The sequence below is a fragment of the Fredinandcohnia onubensis genome (assembly GCF_002734285.1).
Classification (GTDB): Bacteria; Bacillota; Bacilli; order Bacillales; family Bacillaceae_L; genus Ferdinandcohnia; species Ferdinandcohnia onubensis_A.
Map to the genome: position 1 here is coordinate 233306 of NZ_NSEA01000019.1, position 20631 is coordinate 253936.

The 20631-nt window shown below is 38.0% G+C and carries 17 protein-coding genes and 1 pseudogene; 15 read left to right on the forward strand and 3 right to left on the reverse strand.

Annotated features, from left to right (window positions below; all coding sequences use genetic code 11):
• Positions 1 to 49: 49 nt before the first annotated feature.
• Together CKJ95_RS18355 and CKJ95_RS23915 are read left to right on the forward strand one after the other, a co-directional pair.
• Positions 50 to 163, forward strand: a pseudogene (locus CKJ95_RS18355) (flagellin); the annotation flags it as partial.
• Positions 164 to 786: 623 nt separating this feature from the next.
• Entirely contained in the window at positions 787 to 2691 is a 1905-nt protein-coding gene (locus tag CKJ95_RS23915) for a flagellin N-terminal helical domain-containing protein (RefSeq protein ID WP_257215853.1), read from the forward strand.
• Between the two features lie 66 nt (positions 2692 to 2757).
• Here CKJ95_RS23915 and CKJ95_RS18370 read toward each other — a convergent pair whose 3' ends face one another.
• Positions 2758 to 3705 (reverse strand): endonuclease, encoded by a 948-nt coding sequence (locus CKJ95_RS18370; protein WP_099354879.1) that lies wholly within the window; start codon positions 3703 to 3705, stop codon positions 2758 to 2760.
• Between the two features lie 150 nt (positions 3706 to 3855).
• Between CKJ95_RS18370 and flaG the strand changes: the two genes are divergently transcribed.
• From flaG to prfB, 10 genes are all read left to right on the forward strand, one after another.
• Positions 3856 to 4212 carry a flagellar protein FlaG gene (flaG, locus tag CKJ95_RS18375; RefSeq protein ID WP_099354880.1) on the forward strand — a complete coding sequence of 119 codons (357 nt, stop codon included), beginning with the start codon at positions 3856 to 3858 and terminating at the stop codon, positions 4210 to 4212.
• A 14-nt stretch (positions 4213 to 4226) separates the two neighbouring features.
• Complete coding sequence (locus CKJ95_RS18380; RefSeq protein WP_257215854.1) at positions 4227 to 5780, forward strand: flagellar hook-associated protein 2; 1554 nt, start codon at positions 4227 to 4229, stop codon at positions 5778 to 5780.
• A gap of 18 nt (positions 5781 to 5798) precedes the next feature.
• Entirely contained in the window at positions 5799 to 6200 is a 402-nt protein-coding gene (gene fliS / locus CKJ95_RS18385) for a flagellar export chaperone FliS (RefSeq protein ID WP_099354881.1), read from the forward strand.
• Positions 6200 to 6550 carry a flagellar protein FliT gene (locus CKJ95_RS18390; RefSeq protein ID WP_099354882.1) on the forward strand — a complete coding sequence of 117 codons (351 nt, stop codon included), beginning with the start codon at positions 6200 to 6202 and terminating at the stop codon, positions 6548 to 6550. Before fliS ends, CKJ95_RS18390 begins: the two co-directional genes overlap by 1 nt.
• 412 nt (positions 6551 to 6962) lie before the next feature.
• Entirely contained in the window at positions 6963 to 7319 is a 357-nt protein-coding gene (locus CKJ95_RS18395) for a hypothetical protein (protein ID WP_099354883.1), read from the forward strand.
• A gap of 189 nt (positions 7320 to 7508) precedes the next feature.
• Positions 7509 to 8513 (forward strand): tetratricopeptide repeat protein, encoded by a 1005-nt coding sequence (locus CKJ95_RS18400; RefSeq protein ID WP_099354884.1) that lies wholly within the window; start codon positions 7509 to 7511, stop codon positions 8511 to 8513.
• Between the two features lie 775 nt (positions 8514 to 9288).
• The gene (gene hpf, locus CKJ95_RS18410; protein WP_099354885.1) at positions 9289 to 9846 is read left to right on the forward strand and encodes a ribosome hibernation-promoting factor, HPF/YfiA family; all 558 of its coding nucleotides are present in this window, start codon (positions 9289 to 9291) and stop codon (positions 9844 to 9846) included.
• 177 nt (positions 9847 to 10023) lie between these two features.
• A complete protein-coding gene (locus CKJ95_RS18415; RefSeq protein WP_099354886.1) occupies positions 10024 to 11091 on the forward strand; it encodes a GGDEF domain-containing protein in 1068 nt (355 codons plus the stop codon).
• A 185-nt stretch (positions 11092 to 11276) separates the two neighbouring features.
• Positions 11277 to 13787, forward strand: a complete 2511-nt coding sequence (gene secA, locus CKJ95_RS18420) for a preprotein translocase subunit SecA (RefSeq protein ID WP_099354887.1) — start codon at positions 11277 to 11279, stop codon at positions 13785 to 13787.
• 169 nt (positions 13788 to 13956) lie between these two features.
• Positions 13957 to 15058, forward strand: a protein-coding gene (gene prfB / locus CKJ95_RS18425; protein WP_099354888.1) for a peptide chain release factor 2 whose coding sequence is annotated in 2 segments (ribosomal slippage) — positions 13957 to 14028 and positions 14030 to 15058 — 1101 coding nt in all. Because the reading frame shifts where the segments join, the coding sequence is not laid out codon by codon here.
• A 184-nt stretch (positions 15059 to 15242) separates the two neighbouring features.
• On the opposite strand, the gene CKJ95_RS18430 is transcribed toward prfB, so the two are convergent.
• Complete coding sequence (locus tag CKJ95_RS18430) at positions 15243 to 15401, reverse strand: Fur-regulated basic protein FbpA (protein WP_099354889.1); 159 nt, start codon at positions 15399 to 15401, stop codon at positions 15243 to 15245.
• Positions 15402 to 16029: 628 nt separating this feature from the next.
• Between CKJ95_RS18430 and CKJ95_RS18435 the strand changes: the two genes are divergently transcribed.
• The gene (locus CKJ95_RS18435) at positions 16030 to 16776 is read left to right on the forward strand and encodes a DUF4230 domain-containing protein (RefSeq protein WP_099354890.1); all 747 of its coding nucleotides are present in this window, start codon (positions 16030 to 16032) and stop codon (positions 16774 to 16776) included.
• Positions 16777 to 16940: 164 nt separating this feature from the next.
• Complete coding sequence (locus tag CKJ95_RS18440) at positions 16941 to 18437, forward strand: methyl-accepting chemotaxis protein (RefSeq protein ID WP_180271577.1); 1497 nt, start codon at positions 16941 to 16943, stop codon at positions 18435 to 18437.
• A gap of 173 nt (positions 18438 to 18610) precedes the next feature.
• Here CKJ95_RS18440 and CKJ95_RS18445 read toward each other — a convergent pair whose 3' ends face one another.
• Positions 18611 to 19495: a LysR family transcriptional regulator gene (locus CKJ95_RS18445; RefSeq protein ID WP_099354892.1), complete on the reverse strand. Its 885-nt coding sequence runs from the start codon at positions 19493 to 19495 to the stop codon at positions 18611 to 18613.
• Between the two features lie 181 nt (positions 19496 to 19676).
• Here CKJ95_RS18445 and CKJ95_RS18450 point away from each other — a divergent pair, with 181 nt between their 5' ends.
• On the forward strand, positions 19677 to 20501 hold the full coding sequence (locus CKJ95_RS18450; RefSeq protein ID WP_099354893.1) for a sulfite exporter TauE/SafE family protein: 825 nt from the start codon (positions 19677 to 19679) through the stop codon (positions 20499 to 20501).
• The last annotated feature ends 130 nt before the right edge of the window (positions 20502 to 20631 follow it).

The window sequence follows — 20631 nt, forward strand, 5'->3', positions numbered from 1 at the left end:
AGAGGGTGAAGATATAGTCTAGTCATTTGTGAAAGCAAATGTTCGCACGATGGCGAAAGAAATGATGAACCAAACTAAGAATTCTATTCTTTCTCAAGCAGCACAAGCAATGTTGGCTCAATCTAATCAAATTCCTCAAGGTGTATTACAACTTTTGAGATAATTTTGACGGGCGTCTAGTTTGGTAACGAGCTAGAGTATTACTGGGTGAATTGCTGGGACTTCCTAAAGCTATAACAACCACAACGTAACTGGAAATGGTCAGCGTGATGGTTTAAAAATGTTATAGATAAAACAATGGATAATCAGCAGCCAAGCTCCTGTTCCGAAAGGATGGAGAAGGTTCAACGACTAGAGAATACAGTCTAAGGTAATAACTATGACTATGAATCTCGTAGGGCAGCAAAAGCTGCTCGAAGTGCCCAGCCCCAACATATTGTTGGGTGAAGATATAGTCTATTCTGTAATCGAAAGATGCAGTCGCAAAGCAAGCGAACCAACAACCACAAGGAGTTCTACAACTTCTTCGTTAATAGTTTTATCAACAAGGTGGTCCCTTTTCTGGGGACCATTTTTTATTTTACTTTCTGGATATAGAAATTTTAAAAGATCCTAAAATCCCTCCAATTAATAAACTTATCTATAAAATAATAATTTTTTCCAGTAAAACCCTAAACAAATTAGCAATTAGTCCGATATACCTATATGAATACTCTTTTAAGATTGGCCTTGAAAGGCAAAAGCTACAAGGATGTGGCTATAAAGACATTCAAGGAGGAATATAATATGATCATTAATCACAATATTGCCGCACTAAATACATATCGCCAATTAAAAAATGCATCCAATGCACAATCAAAATCAATGCAAAAATTATCATCAGGGCTTCGTATAAATAAAGCGGGTGATGATGCTGCCGGTCTAGCAATTTCAGAAAAAATGCGGGCGCAAATTAGAGGACTAGATCAAGCAACTCTAAATGCACAGGATGCCATTTCTTATATTCAAACTGGGGAAGGATCATTGCAAGAAACTCATAGCATTTTACAAAGGATGCGAGAATTGGGAGTCCAAGCTGCTAATGATACGAATACCAAAGAGGATCGTGATGCAATCCAAAAAGAAATTAATCAATTAACCACTGAGATAAATAAAATAGGAAATCAAACAGAGTTTAATACTCAACAAATATTAAGAGGCACAGATGCTCAAATTGTTGGAGAAATAAACTATGGAACTACAACACTTGAAAACTTAAGTTTAGACATAGATTCTACCCTCAAAACAGGTACATATAAAATTGATGTAGAAGAGATAAAAGTAATAAACCCTGACTTTAAAGGATCAACTAATTTAAATGAATTGGCAATTCATCCTGAATCAGAGTTAAAAACAGGAGATTACAGGATAAATGTAGATTTCGATTATACCGGAACACAAATAACCAGTACGAATGGTACAGGAATTACAAATATCCAGTATGATGGTATGAAAGATGATACTCTAATCAAAGATGGCTATAAATTATCAATTGAATTTAATGAGTATGTATCAAACCAGGATATTGATGGTAACCCAACAGAATACACTTACTCCTATTCATTAAGAGTTACAAATTCTAACAATAATTATAATCAATCAATAAGTTATACGAGAACGAGGAATGCAACAGAGGAGCCTACCGAACAGGTTTTAGATAACGTGAAAATTGGAAATTTCACCATTAATGGAACCATTGATAAAAACTCAGGTGGTAAATCCGAAAGTTTTGATGTCAATGGTATGGGGTGGCGTGCACAATTACAAACATCTGGAGGATCCACTGAACTTCCAACTTCTGTTGGGAATGCAGTATCAAGCCAATGGAAAGACTTAGTAAACCCTAATCCAGGAAGAAATCAGTATGTTGATATGGGAAGTGGGATAACGGCTTACTTTGATACCAATAGTTTCGTTGATGGAAATGCCGATGCTGTTTTTACGGTTGATCAAGAAAGTGGTGCCATCCTGAAGGATAATGATGGTAATGTGCTGGAATCACATGTTATTAAAAAAGGTGACACTGATGTCCAGTTTACAAAAGTAATAGATTCTTATGAACAATATATAAAAGATTATTCCCTATTGAAATTTGATGTGAAGAATGAAGATATAAGAGAGGGTAGCGTAGTATTTGATATTTATAATCCGGATGAATATTTTGCAGATATGCAAATTGGGGCTAATTCTGGTCAGCAAATGAAAGTGTCTATTACTGATATGAGAGCTAATCTTCTTAATATTAGTAGTTTCCGTTCAGGTGAAGTTACAACTGAAGATGGTCATAAAGCATATTATAAAGAAATTGCAGAAATCGAGTTTAGAGAAGATTTTGGTTGGTACGATCATGCTTTAGATTTCTCCTCTCATGAAAAGGCCAGTGCCAATATTAAGGTTATTGATGAAGCTATCCAAAATGTTTCTTCTGAACGTTCAAGGTTAGGCGCTTTCCAAAACCGCCTGGAACACACGATCAATAACTTAAGCGCATCTTCAGAAAACTTAACAGCTGCGGAATCTCGTATTCGGGATGTTGATATGGCAAAAGAATTAATGGAACAAACTAAGAATTCTATTCTTTCTCAAGCAGCACAAGCAATGTTGGCTCAATCCAACCAAATGCCTCAGGGAGTTCTACAACTTCTTCGTTAATATTAATTTCAATTGGCTCCAGTTATTTCTGGAGCCAATTTTTTGGATAAGGAAAAAATATATAAATTAACTATGGACTAATTTATGATACCAATACTCAACTGCTTCTCCTTTTGTAAACCCTGTTCTGTTTTGGAATAATGCTAACAATGATAATTCGTCCTTATCCAATTCTATCTGATACGAGTTCGTTTCTTTATCTTTTTCAAGTAGGTTATTTGAGTAAAATCGATATACATCTTCCATATCTAATTTGTCGTGCAAATTATTATAAGCTGAGAGTATCAGCATTTTGATGTCTTTTGTAGGTTTATTAAAATTTATTTTTGATGAAATATACAATGATGTTCTATGTTTTAAAGGTAGTGTCGAGTGGTCAAAGGTGCTTTGATGGATATCCTTACGATTGATTACAATGTACGGCCTAATAATTGATAGAAAATAAAGGATAGATGGTTTATCATATAGGACAAGTCTTTTTTGGCTATCAATAGAAAAATTAATACAATACCTTTTTTTTATTAAATCCTTTAGAAAGCTAATCTCATGAGTAGAAAAAGATTCAGTTGAAATTACCACTTTTTCTGGGGTGTTTTTCTTTAATTTTAAGCTCCCATCATCTTGGTACCACCATGCAAGACATAGTGGTGAAAGTACTCTCTGAACTAAATCAAATGGTACCTTCTTCACGCCATACGGATACCAAACTTCTTTCAACAGAACATATAAATCGTCAACTGTAGATTGTACATAGTATTGATCTGAGAAACCTGCTACCAAACGTTTATCAATTGTCCTTCTGAATTTTGGAGGGCTAAGTTGAATGTATTCTATTAAATGTTGGTAACTTGTTAAACACCATACTCTATCTTTTCTGGCATGACCAAATCTAAAACGTGGTGATTTGTTTTTCTCTATTAAGATATTGCCGTCTCCCAACAGCTTTCCTGTTACCATTTCTAAAAGCTTGTGATTATAGTATTGAAAAAGATACTCTATTAGCTTTTCATCCAACTCTACCGCCTACTTTCATAATGGTAAGAACGTATGTTTCTTTATTTTAATTATACCATTTCTAAAATCATTAATCTTTTCAAATAACTAAATATTTTCTCCTACACTCCGATATAACTAATAAAGCCCCGTTCGTTTGGAGGAAATGATATGTCTATTGATAAAATCTCTTCTAATACAACGATGAACTTCAACACAGACTACTTTCAACACAAAAAATCATATGAAACTGACAACAAAATGGAAAGCATGTTGGACAAGGACCCTTCATCCCAAAAAGACTCTAAAGAAAACGTCCAACAGTGTATTGATAGCCTAAATAGATTTTTAGAACCAAATAATACTTCTCTGAAATTTGAGCTTCATGAGGAATTAAACGAATACTACGTGACAATTGTGAACAATGAAACGCATGAGGTGGTACGTGAAATACCTTCTAAGAAAATACTAGACATATATGCTGCAATGACAGATTTTCTAGGGTTTGTTGTAGATAAAAAGATTTAAGGTGGTGAGCCCCCATGAATATGCGTATTGGTGGATTGGCAAGTGGAATGGATATTGATTCAATTGTTACTGATTTAATGAAGGCTGAGCGGATTCCGTTAAATAAACTGAATCAACAAAAGCAAATCTATGAGTGGCAACGTGATCAATATCGAGATATGAATAAATTGTTGGCGGAACTAGACACGATGGCGTTTGATATGACATTGCAACGAACGTATCAAACAAAGACAGCGACTAGTTCGAATCCAAGTGCTGTTACAGCAACTGCAAACACAACAGCATCAAATGGGAATTATAAGATTGAGGTTACTCAACTAGCAACTGCAGCTGCGCGTTCCAGTCAACTTGAAATTTCAGGCGGAAAAAAAATTGATCCCAGCAAATCTATAAGTACACAACAATTCGCAACCGCCATTGACTATAGTGCATTTACAATCGAAACGTTTAATGAAGATGGGTCAAAAAACGCTTTCACCTATACTCCAAAACCAGAAGATACATTAAACGATATCCTAAAAAAGATTACGGAATCTGACATAGGGGTACGTGCATTCTATGATAGCACTGCTGATAGAGTTGTAATGGAACGAACAGTTACAGGGGATTTTAACAAGGATCCAAACTACTTTTTAGGAGCAGAAATTGGTTTTAGTAGTGATACAGCGGGTTTTTTGACTAATACCCTACAGATGAGATTAGGTACTCAAACGAATGGAACCTGGGAGTCAAATGAAGTTGGTGGAGATAATGCGATATTCACATATAATGGAGTACTAAATGTTGAAACATCCAAAAACGAATACACTATTAACGATTTAAATTTAAAGTTTAATGTTACAACGGACGGACCTGTATCTATTTCAGTTGCTCAAAATACTGAAGATGCCTTTGATAAAATCGTGAAATTTGTTGATAAATACAATGAAATGATTGAAAAAATTAATGGTAAGCTCTCAGAAGAACGCTATCGTGATTATCACCCATTATCCGATGAAGAACGTGAAGCAATGTCAGATAAGCAGGCTGAAAAATGGGATGAGATGGCTCAAAGTGGTTTATTGAGGAATGATTCTATATTATCAAGTGGTCTTAATCAAATGCGAATGGATTTCTATACGCCGTTAAGTGGTGGAATAAAAGGGTTTAGCCAGTTAGCAGAGTTTGGGATTAAAACTTCATCGAATTATATGGATAGAGGAAAGTTACTAATTGACAATCCTGATAAATTGAAACAAAAACTTCAAGAAGATCCAAATGCGGTGTATCAATTATTTGGTGCTGATGGTGCTACTTATGAAACAAAAGGAATTGCGAGACGATTAAGAGATTCCATAAAAGGAACGATTACAAATATAGAATCCAAGGCAGGGAAATCTACCATGACAAATCAGCAGTTTACGATTGGTAGAAATCTAACAAATATTGATAGTCAAATCGACCGTTTCGAAGACCGCCTCATTCAAATCGAAGATCGCTACTGGCGCCAATTCACTGCGATGGAAAAGGCAATTCAAAGAGCAAATCAACAATCCGCATACCTCATGCAGAACTTTTTCAGTGGATAATAAAGGAGTGTAACGTAAATGGCAATTGGAAATCCGTATCAAGCATATCAATCAAATTCAGTTACTACCGCATCACCAGGGGAGCTTACGTTAATGCTCTACAATGGTTGTTTGAAATTCATTAAACTTGCTCGCAAAGCAATTGAAGAAAATAATATTGAAGCAAAAAACACAAATCTTCAAAAGGCACAGAACATCATTCGTGAGTTCATGGTTACACTAAACATGGATTTAGAAGTGTCTAAGAATATGATGGCGATGTATGACTATATGAATCGACGTCTAATGGAAGCTAATTTAAAGAACGACCTTGAGATTCTGACAGAAGTTGAAGGGCTTGTAACAGACTTCCGTGACACTTGGAAGGAAGTTATCCAACTAAACCGCCAGCGTCTGCATGGTCAAGGTGGGCAAATCTAGTGAATCTTGTAGTTAGATTGTACCGCATTACAAAAGAATTACATGGTATCTTGTCGGAACCTATTCAGCAGGAGAAACGTGATGAGGTAATTGAAAAAATTACGGGTCTGCTTGATGAGCGGGAGCAGTTAATTCCTGATGTGAAAGCCCCTTTTACTGAGGAAGAGCGTAAACTAGGTGCTGAAATTGTTCAAATGAATAAATTCATCGATGAAAAGCTAGATGGTTTAAAAAATGAGATCCAGCAGGATATCGCCATCCAAAAAAAGAGAAAAACATCGACAACCAAATACGTCAATCCTTATCAATCGGCCCCCACTGACGGGATGTTTTTTGATAAGAAGAAGTAGAAAATGCCATCTATCATTAGGTGGCATTTTTATTTTAAGAACCTAATGAATCAGTGACGACGATATAAAATATATGAACAATAAAGAGTGGAACATATGTTTTGTTTATGTTAAAATATATCTATAGGATTTGCAAACTCTTTTAACCTCAAGGGAATAAATCTTCAAACATTACCTCTAGATAAACACACTTTCTGTACATGCAAACCCCTACTCCCATATGAATAACAACTAATGAAAAAATTTCATTTAAAAACAAGAAAGGAGATAGTTTTCGAAATATATGGAGAAACGGCTAAATATGCAAAAAAAGGAAACGTATTTGTGGATGATTATCGCGTTAACTAAAATATCTATCGAGTCTATTAAGCTAAAAAAAATTATGATATATTAAAAAGTAGGAGGAGTTATTATGAATGAAATGGTGGACTTGTTAAGGTCAGTCTTAAAAGAAGAACTAAATCCGATTCATAATCGTTTAGACGGAATAGACAAGCGTTTTGATGGAATAGATAAGCGTTTAGAAGGAATGGACAAGCGTTTTGATGGAATAGACAAACGTTTTGACGGAATCGACCAACGATTGGATCGACTAGAGACAAACCAAACTGAGCTTAAAATTGGACAAGAAAAACTTCAAAAAAACATCATTGAAAGTCTGGGTAATTTCACCGAAAAAATTGCGGAACATGTAGATAATCAAACCTCCGCATTAAATAAACGAATTTTTAAAGTTGAGACAGAAATTGAACGGTTAACAAGACAATAAATGTATTTGAATTCGATATGAGTTCACAATTTTTTTCGTCGATTTATACTTTAAAAAATATACAAACCTATAAAAAAATAATTATCCCTCAACATTGCTGGTAGCATTTTTGAGGGATTTTTGACTGTCTACCGATGGAAACTGATAGATTGTATACCTATCGAGCGAACTCAGAAAGGAAGAACATTCATGCCAGGACACCAAATAAATCCAAGATTTATACAAGCCTTAACTGGAAGAGATATTGATTCAATTCCTTCCTCTCCTTTGTACAGTGACGTAAAAGGAAAATATGTTTCTCTTATTCAAAAAAATAAACTGGAAGTTGTGCCTATCTATCAAAAAAACGAGTTCATGTTGAAGTGCAAGAACTGTGGTAGAAAAGGAAAATATTATGTTGGGTTACTAATCGTTAATCCAGATAGGGAAAAGGTTGGACATTCTGATTACATACAGTTTAGTGGATATTTTCGTTGCAAACATTGTAATGCCGCGGGAAATTGGGAGGAATCCACCGAAATCAAGATTTCCATTATGAGTTCACTTATATCCCCGAATATGCTTCAAAACAGAATTCAGATAGGCGTAAATCGGCTTTTTGACGGTACTTCCCATACGTACAGTACTGATGCTGAAGAGCATCTGCTACAGAAAATTGAGGAAGACCCGGAAAGTTCCTTCTTGTGGAATAGACTAGGGAATCTGTATGTTGGAGGAGCACGCCCAGAATTGGCAGTTGCTGCTTTTGAAAAGTCTTTATCGATTGATCCCGATCAGACTGAATCGCACTATTCGCTTGGCAGCCTATTGGAAGAAGTGAATGATAATGAAAACGCTGCTTACCATTTCCGACAAGTGTTGTTAACTGCCGAAAGTTATAAGGAACTAGATGCAGTCAAGTTAAGAGATTTAGTCGCATCGGGCATACGGTTAGCTTTTTTGATTCACTTGGAATCAGATGGAGAAATACCTTTTATCCCTAGTGAAGAAGAAATGGTTGCATTTGGAAAAGATGTGTCTCAGTTGGGGTCAGGAGAAAATTTGAATCTTGAGACTTTTTCCGAAGACCTTACTTCATTTTTCCCTCTCGCAGAGATGTATTTAGGTAAACGAAAGACAGAGATTCCAAAATGGGAACAAGCACTAAAGCCGTCAGTTAAAAAGGTTAAAAAGAAAAAGAAGAAACGGAAATAAAATTTCCGGTGAGGCATTAAGCTGCCCACCGGAAACTAAAACCCAAGAACATTACCGACAACCCTCTCCAAGGTATTGTTTGCAATTCTTTATAGATGTAAGCTATTAAATACCTCTACAGCAGCTTCTGCCACTTGAACATCATGAGGAACTGTACTGCCGCTGACTCCGACAGCTAAATCTTTTCTTAAGAAGAACGCACTTTTTTGTGAGAAGATAACCTTAAGGAAGTTTAATGCCGATTGTTTTCATGATGTACGATTGGGGAAAACAAAATCTTAAATCTTTTACTAATTAAGGTAAAGGCTGGTAAAAAATATATAGTTGGACATACTACTACTGAAGAATTCTTCAAGCAATCTCATCTAAGAAACCACACAAGTTCCATTCATAACTCACCTTAGACATGCATATATTTTTACACCTACACATAATGTTTACAAATTTACATTAATAGCAGGAAAAGTGGAACATTGGGATAACTAAATCCAATTTCTGGTGGGACGAGGGACCTGTCCCTGTGACCCACAGGGAAAACCGCGACCCATAGGCCCATTCGTGACCCACGGGCATACCTTTGCCTATGTAAATATTGTTTACAATTTCACAATTTCTTCATATTTACTTAAAGAAAAAGCAGGAATTGGGGAGGGGTGTGTAGAAATAGTGTATATAACCTTAATTTAAAAAGGGTTATATTGTTACACAGGTTGGTTACCCTAAAAAGGGTCTTGGCTGTGTCCAATGCATTAGAGTTAAAAGGAGGAGTTCATGTATGAATTACAACGTTCGTGGTGAAAACATTGAGGTAACTCCAGCATTGCGAGAGTATGTTGAGAAAAAAGTAGGAAAGCTTGAACGCTATTTCGATGGCACTCCAGATGCAAAAGTAAATGTTAACTTAAAAGTAAATAATGCAAAGGATCATAGAATAGAGGTTACGATTCCGATGCCACAGCTTGTGCTTCGCGCTGAGGAGTCTAATGAAGATATGTACGCAGCGATTGACCTCGTGACAGATAAGCTTGAGCGCCAAATTCGCAAGCATAAAACAAAAGTTAACCGTAAGCTTCGTGAGAAAGGCTCTACGCGCACTCTGATTGAGAATGGTGGGGCGGCTACGGCTACTGCGGTTCAAGATATCGAGGATGAAGATTACGAATTAGTTCGTACTAAGCGTTTTGATTTGAAACCGATGGATAGTGAAGAGGCAATTCTGCAAATGAATATGCTTGGCCATAATTTCTTCGTTTTCACAAACGCGGAAACCAATACAACCAATGTCGTGTATCGTCGTAAAGATGGTAAGTACGGCATCATTGAACCTAACTAATAAAACTAGTTACGAGTGCACAGTCTGATTTTCAGGCTGTGCCTCTTTTATGTAAAGGACAAACCTACTATACGAAAAATAGGGGAAATCCCCCATAGCAAAAAACTCCCACATCATAGATAATACAATTGAGGGAAAACCCTCATAAAATGATCTTTTAATAAAGCAGGGATCTAGATGACAACTATCCTACAACCTACCCTTTCAAATATTGCAATTATCTTGTTCTTGTATATGTGTATCAGTCTATTAGTATCCAACCGGAAATCCATTCACAAGTATCTGTTTTCAGCGAGTATTCTCATTCTTACTGCGACTTGCGTGATATCTCTTTTCTACTTGCCGATCCGTTTCGAAGGCTATCAGTTTGACCTCCGCCTTGTGCCATTGGTGATATTTTCACTCTTGTTGGGGTGGAAACATGCGATTCCTATCCTGATCATAACGGTTAGCTGGAGGCTTGGCATGGGTGGCGTGGGAGCTTTGCCAGGCGTGTTATTCGGAATGACATTACCTGTGTTACTGGCTCTTCTTTTCCATAAAAAAGATCGAGTCATGCCTAAACCACTTACCTTGTTCAGTATCGTGATGGCTAGCTGGCTCATATCGGATGTGCCGATTATTTTTCTTGTGCCAAATGGTTGGGAATTATTTGATGAAATCCATCTCATTCGGATGATAGCGCTTCAGGTATCCGCGTTTATTCTGTATTTTTTCATTAACCTGCTGAGCCGAGAAATAGAGTTGAAACGAAAGCTCCGGTTTTATGCAGAACGGGACCCTCTTACAGGTCTGTACAATATGCGATACTTCGAAAGCCGAGTTAAAAAAGTTTCAAGTCAGCGTAAGAAGTACATTGTGATGGTTGATATCGATCATTTTAAAAAGGTGAATGACACGTTTGGCCACTTAAATGGTGATTCGATATTAAAAAATGTCGCACAAACCTTACATAAAATCGTTCACCCCCATAAGTCGTTACTTGGAAGATATGGTGGGGAGGAATTTATTTTATGTTTAGAGGCAGAATCGAAGGAAAAATTGATGAACATTGTTTCTGACATTCGTAGCGGGATTGAGTCCACGCCGTTTTATGCGGATAAACAGAAGCTTACTGTTACTGTATCGATCGGTGTTTCCGAACTGAAAGACCCGGATCATCTTTATCAAGCGATTGAAAAAGCGGACAACTCCTTATATGCGTCCAAGCAAAATGGCCGGAATCAAATCAGTTATGCGATTTAAGTATCTCGTGAAGTGCGGGGTACTTTTTGTTTTGTCGCGCACGAAGCGCCTTATGCATAGTGTTTTGTCGAATCCCCTCACATCACGAAACTCGATAATATTTTACCCTTGTCCCTTTTAGTGGTAAAATGGAAGATATACATAATCTCGTAATTGACGAATTTTACGATAGAGGAGCGTACATGATGCTTGGAATTTTAAACAAAGTTTTTGATCCAAACAAACGCACAATCAAGCGCTTGGAAACACTTGCTGATAAAATTGAGGCCCTTCATCCTGAGATGGAGAAGCTTTCTGATGAAGCCATTCGCAACAAAACCGAAGAGTTCAAGGAACGATACCAAAAAGGTGAAAAACTTGATGATTTACTAGTTGAAGCTTTCGCTGTTGTTCGTGAAGGTGCAAAGCGTGTGCTGGGTCTACACCCATACCGCGTCCAATTAATGGGGGGTATTTCCCTTCATGAAGGTAATATTTCTGAGATGAAAACAGGGGAAGGTAAAACATTAACTTCCACCATGCCTGTTTATTTGAATGCGATCACTGGAAAAGGCGTTCACGTTGTTACTGTCAACGAATACCTTGCAAGCCGTGATGCGCACGAGATGGGGCAGCTTTATGAGTTTTTAGGCCTATCTGTTGGGTTGAACCTTAACTCGATGTCTCGTGATGAAAAAATTGAAGCATACCGCGCTGATATTACATATGGTACGAACAATGAATTTGGTTTCGACTATTTGCGTGATAACATGGTCCTTTATAAGGAACAAATGGTGCAGCGTCCGCTTTACTTTGCCGTAATTGACGAGGTTGACTCAATTTTAATCGATGAGGCGCGTACACCGTTGATTATTTCCGGTTCTGCTCAAAAATCAACATCACTCTACGTTCAAGCGAACGGATTTGTGACAACACTTAAAAAAGAAGAAGACTATACCTATGATGTAAAAACCAAGAATGTTCAGCTAACGGAAGAGGGGATTTCAAAGGCTGAGCGTGTCTTCGGTATTGAAAACCTATTTGATATTGGAAATGTAGCTTTAATTCACCACATCAACCAAGCGTTAAAAGCGAATGCAAGTATGCATCGTGATATTGACTATGTAGTTGATGAAGACCAAATCGTCATCGTTGACCAATTCACAGGTCGTCTTATGAAGGGACGTCGTTATAGTGAAGGCCTTCACCAAGCGATTGAAGCGAAGGAAGGCGTCGAAATTCAAAATGAAAGCATGACGCTTGCAACAATTACGTTCCAGAACTACTTCCGTATGTATGAGAAGCTTTCAGGTATGACAGGTACAGCGAAGACTGAGGAAGAGGAATTCCGCAACATTTACAATATGAATGTTGTTGTGATTCCAACGAACCGTCCGATTGCTCGTGATGACCGTCCTGATTTAATTTATAAATCCATCGAGGGCAAGTTCCGCGCGGTTGCCGAGGATATCGCTGAGCGCCATGCGAAGGGACAACCTGTTTTAGTTGGTACAGTTGCGATTGAAACATCTGAAATTATTTCAAAGTACTTATTGAAAAAAGGCGTTAAGCATAATGTCTTGAATGCGAAAAACCATGCTCGTGAGGCTGAAATCATTGAGAATGCTGGGCAAAAAGGCGCGGTAACAATCGCGACAAACATGGCCGGTCGTGGTACGGACATCAAGCTTGGCGAAGGTGTTAAGGATCTTGGTGGACTTGCGGTAATTGGTACTGAGCGACACGAGAGCCGTCGTATTGATAACCAGCTTCGTGGACGTTCAGGTCGTCAAGGGGATCCAGGGGTAACACAGTTCTATCTTTCCATGGAAGATGAACTTATGCGCCGTTTCGGTTCTGACAATATGAAAAATATGATGGAGCGCCTTGGCATGGATGATACCCAGCCAATTCAAAGTAAAATGGTCTCCAGAGCGGTTGAATCTGCGCAAAAACGTGTTGAGGGTAACAACTTCGATGCGCGTAAACAACTATTACAATATGACGATGTTCTTCGTCAGCAACGTGAAGTTATTTATAAACAGCGTTATGAAGTTCTTGATTCTGAGAATCTTCGTGATGTTGTCGAGAATATGATTAAGTCTTCACTCGATCGTGTGATTCACGCTCATACACCAAAGGATGAGGTAGAGGAAGACTGGAACTACAAAGGAATCGTTGATCATGTGAATGCGAATCTTCTAAATGAAGGTGACATATCAATTGACGACCTTCGTGGAAAAGAACCTGAAGAAATGTCCGAACTCATTTTTGAAAAGGTAAAAGTGCGCTATGATGAAAAAGAAGCGCAAATTGAACCTGAGCAAATGCGTGAATTCGAGCGCGTTGTTGTACTTCGTGCGGTTGACAGTAAATGGATGGATCACATTGACCAAATGGATCAGCTTCGCCAAGGTATCCATTTACGTGCATATGGTCAAAACGATCCACTTCGTGAATACAACTTCGAAGGCTTTGCGATGTTTGAAAACATGGTTGCTTCCATTGAAGACGATGTAGCGAAGTTCGTCATGAAGGCGCAAATCCGCAGCAACCTTCAGCGTGAAGAAGTGGCGAAAGGCCATGCCGTTCAACCAAATGAAGGCGGCGAAGAAAAGCCAAAAAAACGCCCAGTCCAAAAATCCGTTGATATCGGCCGTAACGACCCATGCTACTGCGGCAGCGGAAAAAAATACAAGAACTGTCACGGTCAATAATGGGACAGAGGGACAGGTCCCTTGTCCCAGGCATTAATATTCAAAAAGGTGAGAGCCAACTCTCACCTTTTGTTTCGAAAAAAATCAGAGACTAAACCCGAAAAAATGAGTAAGATAATGAAGTAGGAATCATGATATAAGTTAAATACCACATCTTGGAGGAAAAATAATGGAATTAGTAGAAATTAAGCATGAACTTGATAAAATGGCTAAGAAATTAGCGGGCTTTAGGGGGTCTCTTTGACTTAGAGGCCAAACAAGCGCGCATCACCGAGCTTGACGAAATCATGTCAATGCCCGACTTTTGGAATGACCAGAACGCGGCGCAAACTGTCATCAACGAAGCAAATGCATTAAAGGATCAAGTCAATGAATTTGTGAATTTAAATGATTCTTATGAGAATCTTGAGCTCACCTATCAGCTTGTGAAAGAAGAGCCAGATGCAGATTTACAAGCCGAGTTAGACGAGGAAATTCAACAGTTGTCTAAGAGCTTAAGTGATTTCGAATTGCAGCTCCTTTTGAGTGAGCCTTATGATAAAAATAATGCGATCCTAGAACTTCACCCAGGTGCGGGCGGTACGGAATCACAGGACTGGGGCTCCTTGCTTCTACGCATGTATACTCGTTGGGCGGAGAAGAAAGGATTCAAAGTTGAAACCTTGGACTATCTTCCTGGAGACGAAGCTGGGATTAAGAGTGTGACTCTTTTAATTAAAGGACACAATGCCTATGGCTATTTGAAGGCTGAAAAGGGAGTACACCGTCTTGTTCGGATTTCACCGTTCGACTCTTCTGGCCGTCGTCACACGTCTTTTGTGTCATGTGAGATTATGCCAGAGTTTAACGATGATATCGAAATTGATATTCGTAGTGAAGATTTAAAAATCGATACGTACCGTGCGAGTGGAGCGGGTGGTCAGCACATCAACACCACCGACTCAGCCGTTCGTATCACACACTTACCAACGAATACCGTGGTAACGTGTCAAACCGAGCGTTCACAAATCAAAAACCGCGAACAAGCAATGAAAATGTTGAAGTCTAAATTGTATCAGCTTGAAATTGAAAAACAACAAGCTGAACTAGACGAAATCCGCGGTGAACAAAAAGAAATCGGATGGGGCAGCCAAATTCGCTCTTACGTCTTCCACCCTTATTCGATGGTTAAGGACCACCGTACGAATGTAGAGGTTGGTAATACCGGAAGCGTCATGGACGGCGAGATTGACATGTTTATTGATGCGTATTTGAGATCGAAGTTGAATTAATATTTGGAGAGGGGCAGCCGTGGGCTGTCTCTTTTTTTGAGCGGAAATGTGCTATTGGCCGAAAAAGTGAAATATCAGCCATAAATGAAAATTATTGGCCATAAGGCTCGAGCTAACAGCCATAATTAAATTTTATCAGCCATAAAGCAAGTTTGATGCACTCTTGAGCATGAAAAAGACATGGTCATTCGCGGTCATATACTAATTTATACTCATTTTCAAGTTCACTCAAACTCAATTCATAAAGATGTTTTTCATCTTTTTTGTAGATTCCTTGTTTAATTAGCTTGTTAATTAAATCTTTCTTTTTTGACTGAACAGCGTATCGTAGTAGATTTCCCATTTTATCACCTCTATTTAGTAACAAAACCTATGTATTTAACACCGGCTATTGTGCTTATTTTCTTTGATTTTGGAGATTTTATGACTTAACTGACTAAAAGATAGATTCAGCAGTAAAATTAAAATAAGCGAACCCAATAAATATATGCTTATAACGTTAACGATATTCATAAAAGTTTACCTCCATTTTTCCTTTTCTAATTACAAAAGCGCTAAACAAATTTTGACTCCTAACCCTCTAACTCTTGTCATTATATATAAGCATACCTTTAAAATTTGTCGATTCGTCTGGAATTTACAACTCTTAAATGAATTGTTAAGCTTCGTTAATAAAAGAAAAACTTGTAATGATTTGTAACCTTTGTAATTTTGTAAAATAAGACATCACTGTTATTTGTCCGACCCAACATAACCGCAAAACTATCAACCTTAATTTAAGTGACAGTTAAAAAAGACCTATGATAAAATAACCATAAAAGAATTTGTAAAAAATAGTAGAAATGACACAGACTATGACGAAAGCACCTTATTTTAATACGCAGGCTACACCACAGTTAGGTGTAGCCTTTCATTTTGTCTATTTAAATACTAGTAATCTATCATATTAAGTCAAAGAAGGGGTTGATCCTATGAGGAAAAAGGATGAAACAGTAGCACAGTTGGAAGCTATTTTAAAGGAACTTAAAACAGCAAATGATGAAAGTGCGGCTACTGCTGTTGTCGGCCAGAGAAGTGGAAATCGCAACACATCTGGAACGCTAACTAAGTTGCTATTTCGAGTTCTAGGAGCAAGGATTCTTCTAGTTGCTGTCCTTCTCATTGCAGCAGTTTCAGTAGGAAGCGTTTGGCTCCTATCTGGAAGTACATTTAAGAAAGAAACTACGGTTTTTGTTGAAGATATCAAAGAACTGGCTACACTCGCAACAGCTGAGGCCTCTGTGAAAACAGTTATCAAGCAAGAGGATAATAAGTTGTTTGGGAATGATCTACCGATTAAGGTCCCAGGCACAAAGAGAGAAATCTTATTAATTGTTCCGGGTACGGTGATTGCTGGCGTTGATTTAAAAGCAATCACCGAGGATGATATAAAAGTAAATGAGAAAGAAAAAGTGCTAGATATTGTTCTCCCGCATGCTGAGCTAATCCAAGATCCAACGATACAGATGGAAAAGTTAATTACATTTTCAGACGAGGGAATATTCCGTGGTGAAGTGAAATGGGATGAAGGCTTTGATTTAGCGGCTGAAGCGCAGGAGACAATCCGGAAAGAGGCAATCGAGGGAGGTCTATTAGTTAAAGCTGAAAAGAGTGCTGAAAAAGTTTTAGTAGGCTTTTTTGACAATCTAGGCTATACAGTGAACGTAACCTTTAAATAACAATTTCCAAACAAACGCTTGTTTGAATTCTCAATCCCTTGCGCCAGTTGTCCTAATCCTTTAAACAAACGTTTGTTTGAATCCCAAATTCCCATAATTACTATATTCAATCCTCCTAAAAAACGGTAAAATAGAGGGAGATATTAAAAATGGGGGAAAACCTTATGAACGAAACGGTTTTATCTATTGAGGAGTTAAAACGAGAGGATCTTATCCGAAAAAACAAATTGGTCGGCATAGTTTCTCTTATTTCTATTATTCTAGCAATAATCGTTGAGGTTTCGATTCAACAACCACTTCAGATGATTCTCACAATCGGAATCGGTGGGGCGATTTTTCTTGCTATTTTATTTTTACTTATTTACAAGAATCTATTATTAACACAAACACCTTATATTTCAGTCGTAGGGATTGCGGTGGTGATTTTTGTGATTATGTCTAGCTCACAGTCGGCGCCAATCGTCCTTTTACCGTTATACCTATTAACAACGGTTGCAATCTATAATAAGCGAAAAACACTAATCTTTGGTGTGGTTTGTGCCATTGCCTTAACGGTTTTATTTTTTATAACAAGTGGACATGAATTCAGCTATACTTCAAAGGAAATTGTGATCTATTATTTGATCTTTGCGGTGATTATTGCGACCCTGTTTTTCCAGAGTATTGTTACTGGAAGGTTGACTCAGGATATTCAAGCAACGCATAAGCACACCGAGCATCTCCTTGAGATGAGAAAGCATCATGCGGCTCAGCTTGAGGAAAACTCACAAGTGATCAGTGAGAACATCACAAACATCCGTCGCCAAGGTGAGGAGCAGATGCACTCCTTTAATGAGATGACTATCGCTGTTACGGAAATCTCATCCGGAATGAACACGCAAAATGAGGCAGCGACAACCATTACTGAATCTATTGAAGATCTTAATCGAATTGTTCAGGAGCTTGTAAAAGGTTCGAACCACCTTAGTAACCAGACTGAGAATACGAATCAAGCAGCTGACAACGGAAATGAATCCATCGACCTTTTACTCTCAAAAATTACTGACTTTCAAGCATCCGTACATTCAATGTCTGAAACAATGAATTTATTAGTCGAAAAAATCAATGAGACAAACGGGTTTACGGACCGAATTCAGGAAATTGCCTCACAAACGAATTTACTAGCACTGAACGCTTCGATTGAAGCGGCCCGTGCAGGTGATAGTGGTAGAGGTTTTGCTGTAGTTGCATCTGAAATTCGTAAACTTTCAGAGGTGACATCAAATACGGCGAACCTCATTTCTGAGAATTTAAAAGAAGTGAACGAAAGCACAACATTAACGCAGAAACATATGGCTGAAAATGCATTAAAAATGGACGAGAGTGTCCAGCTAACAAAGGATGCAAAAGGCGTCTTCACCGTTATCGATGACACAGTTTCCGAACTGAACGAAGCCGTTAAGCATTTCGAAAAAATCTCAAACCAAATCAGCCATTCGTCGGTTTCCATTGAAACATCGGTCAGTGAATTCGCTGCAATTATTGAAGAAACAACAGCATCTCTTGAGGAAATTACAGCATCCATCGAAAACCAGAACGGCCAAATGCAACACCTCGTCTCCTATGTCCAAAACACAGACGACGCAACAGCCGAACTGATGGAAATTTTTAAAGAAAAATAGAGCATAAATCACTGTAAAAGTAGTTATACTAGTACAGCGCATAATAAAAGGGGAGTAGCCTGTGGTGATTAGGTTACTCCTCTTTTATATTGAACCAGAGGGAGGGTTCCTCTGGTTCCCACCTAGGATGGGACCACGAGAACCGTCCCTCTGGTTACCCAAACAAGATATACTCAGTGATTCCGGATAAAATCTACAAAATGTTGCAATCCTATTTTTGGGAAACGATGTGGCTTTTGAACCATCCACAGTGTACGTGTGAGTGAAAAATTGGTCACGTTAATCTGACATAATGTTCCTAGTTCTAATTCTTTTAATACCGTAATCCTGGGGAGAATGCTGATGCCAAGGCCTGCTTCAACGGCACTTTTAATAGATTGAATACTCCCGAGCTCCATTTCGCTCTCAATGTCGTCAAGGATTCCATGATCACGAAGATAGTCTTCGACAATCAGACGAGAACCGGATTCAGGCTCCCGCCAAATCATTTTTTCTTCGACCAATTCATTTATCGTAATTGTTTTTCGATGCTTCCAGTGATGGTCATTCGAAGTGACTAAAATAAGTTCATCTTCAGCAAATTTTTCAATCCTTAAGATTGGATTTTCTACATGACTTTCCACAAGAGCGATATCAATTTCATTGTTTTCAAGCATTGCTATCATATTTGGGGTGTTTCCTATTTTAAGACTGAACGTTATATGTGGATATCCTTTTTTTATCATTCCAAGGATTTGAGGTAATAGATATTCACCAATCGTTAAGCTTGCGCCTATATGTAAATTGACTTCCTCATTGCCAGTCATTTTTTGAACAGCATCGAATGATCTTTTGATATTTTCAATAACATCTTTAGCATAAGGATAAAGGACTTCCCCAGCCTTGGTTAGTTCAAGTCTCCCACCGTTTCTCTCAAAAAGCAGGGTGCCATATTCATTTTCAAGCTGGCTTATCTTTTTCGTGACAGCTGGTTGAGAGATATAACTTATCCGTGCAGCGTTTGTTATACTTCCCTCTTCTACCACGAGGCAAAAGAGTTTAAGATTCTCAATGTTCATGGTATCCCCCTTTCAAACGTAATTTCTATAGCCTTTCCTTTCATTATATAAGAATGAGTTCGTATTATTCTATATCACAAGCAGTATTACGTTTTGTTATGACCTATTATACATTGTTATTTTACTACTACTTGAAGATTTGATAGGTTAATAGAGAGTCATACATAGGGGGAACGTAATCATGGATATAGTAACAGGTGTTTTACTTGTGGCAATCGGGATATTTGCCGGTGGGTATGGGGCCGTTGTTGGGGCTGGTGGAGGCTTTCTATTTGTACCGGCACTTTTGCTGCTTTTTCATGTCGATCCCGTTCTTGCTGCAGGAACAGGGCTAGTCATAGTACTCATTAATTCATTGTCTGGTGTTTTTGGATTTGCAAAACAAAAACGGATTGATTACCGAACCGGAATCATGTTAGGTATAGGTGCGTTCCCAGGAACTTTTATCGGTGTGCAACTTCTTCAAACCTATTCCTCTACGTATTTTTACTTTTTCTTTGCAAGTGTACTTGTCTTTTTGGGCTTCTTTTTAGTGGTTAAAAATACAAATCTACTAAAAAAGAAGCATATGACGAAGGAAGCGAAAACTGAAGCCGCGGCAACGGTGGAATCAGCAAATAACGTCACCTCTAATCTTCAAGTAAATAAAAGATTACAGGGTAAATGGCTTATCCCACTTGGTTTTTTCATGGGAATTCTCTCAAGCTATCTTGGGATTGGTGGAGGCTGGATGCTTGTCCCGATTTTGGTATACATCTTTCGTGTTCCAACTCATATCGCAACCGCAACCTCAATTTTTTCCTTATGCTTGTATTCTTCTGTAGGTGTTTTTCTTCAGGTTTGGCATGGGAATATCGATTGGCTGATCGTTGCATTTGGTGGAACTGGGATTATCATTGGTTCACAGCTAGGCGTCTTCCTCTCACAAAAAATTCCAAGTCGAGTCATTATGCAAATGCTTTCCTTTCTATTAATAATCATAGGGTTTCGAATGTATTTTCATTAAGAGCCAAAGAGCAGATCTCTTTGGTTCTTTTTTTATGGGGCTACATATAAAAATTTTAGTAAAACTTTAACTAAAATAATTGACCTTTTTTACTTGCGGCTCTACAATGTAGATAGAAACCAAAGTATTG

Bases quoted from the DNA above. Each gene is read 5' to 3' on its own strand.
- CKJ95_RS23915 (WP_257215853.1), top strand. From the start codon at position 787: ATGATCATTAATCACAATATTGCCGCACTAAATACATATCGCCAATTA.
- flaG (WP_099354880.1), top strand. From the start codon at position 3,856: ATGTCTATTGATAAAATCTCTTCTAATACAACGATGAACTTCAACACA.
- CKJ95_RS18380 (WP_257215854.1), top strand. From the start codon at position 4,227: ATGAATATGCGTATTGGTGGATTGGCAAGTGGAATGGATATTGATTCA.
- fliS (WP_099354881.1), top strand. From the start codon at position 5,799: ATGGCAATTGGAAATCCGTATCAAGCATATCAATCAAATTCAGTTACT.
- CKJ95_RS18395 (WP_099354883.1), top strand. From the start codon at position 6,963: ATGAATGAAATGGTGGACTTGTTAAGGTCAGTCTTAAAAGAAGAACTA.
- CKJ95_RS18400 (WP_099354884.1), top strand. From the start codon at position 7,509: ATGCCAGGACACCAAATAAATCCAAGATTTATACAAGCCTTAACTGGA.
- hpf (WP_099354885.1), top strand. From the start codon at position 9,289: ATGAATTACAACGTTCGTGGTGAAAACATTGAGGTAACTCCAGCATTG.
- CKJ95_RS18415 (WP_099354886.1), top strand. From the start codon at position 10,024: ATGACAACTATCCTACAACCTACCCTTTCAAATATTGCAATTATCTTG.
- secA (WP_099354887.1), top strand. From the start codon at position 11,277: ATGCTTGGAATTTTAAACAAAGTTTTTGATCCAAACAAACGCACAATC.
- CKJ95_RS18430 (WP_099354889.1), bottom strand. From the start codon at position 15,401: ATGGGAAATCTACTACGATACGCTGTTCAGTCAAAAAAGAAAGATTTA.
- CKJ95_RS18435 (WP_099354890.1), top strand. From the start codon at position 16,030: ATGAGGAAAAAGGATGAAACAGTAGCACAGTTGGAAGCTATTTTAAAG.
- CKJ95_RS18440 (WP_180271577.1), top strand. From the start codon at position 16,941: ATGAACGAAACGGTTTTATCTATTGAGGAGTTAAAACGAGAGGATCTT.
- CKJ95_RS18445 (WP_099354892.1), bottom strand. From the start codon at position 19,495: ATGAACATTGAGAATCTTAAACTCTTTTGCCTCGTGGTAGAAGAGGGA.
- CKJ95_RS18450 (WP_099354893.1), top strand. From the start codon at position 19,677: ATGGATATAGTAACAGGTGTTTTACTTGTGGCAATCGGGATATTTGCC.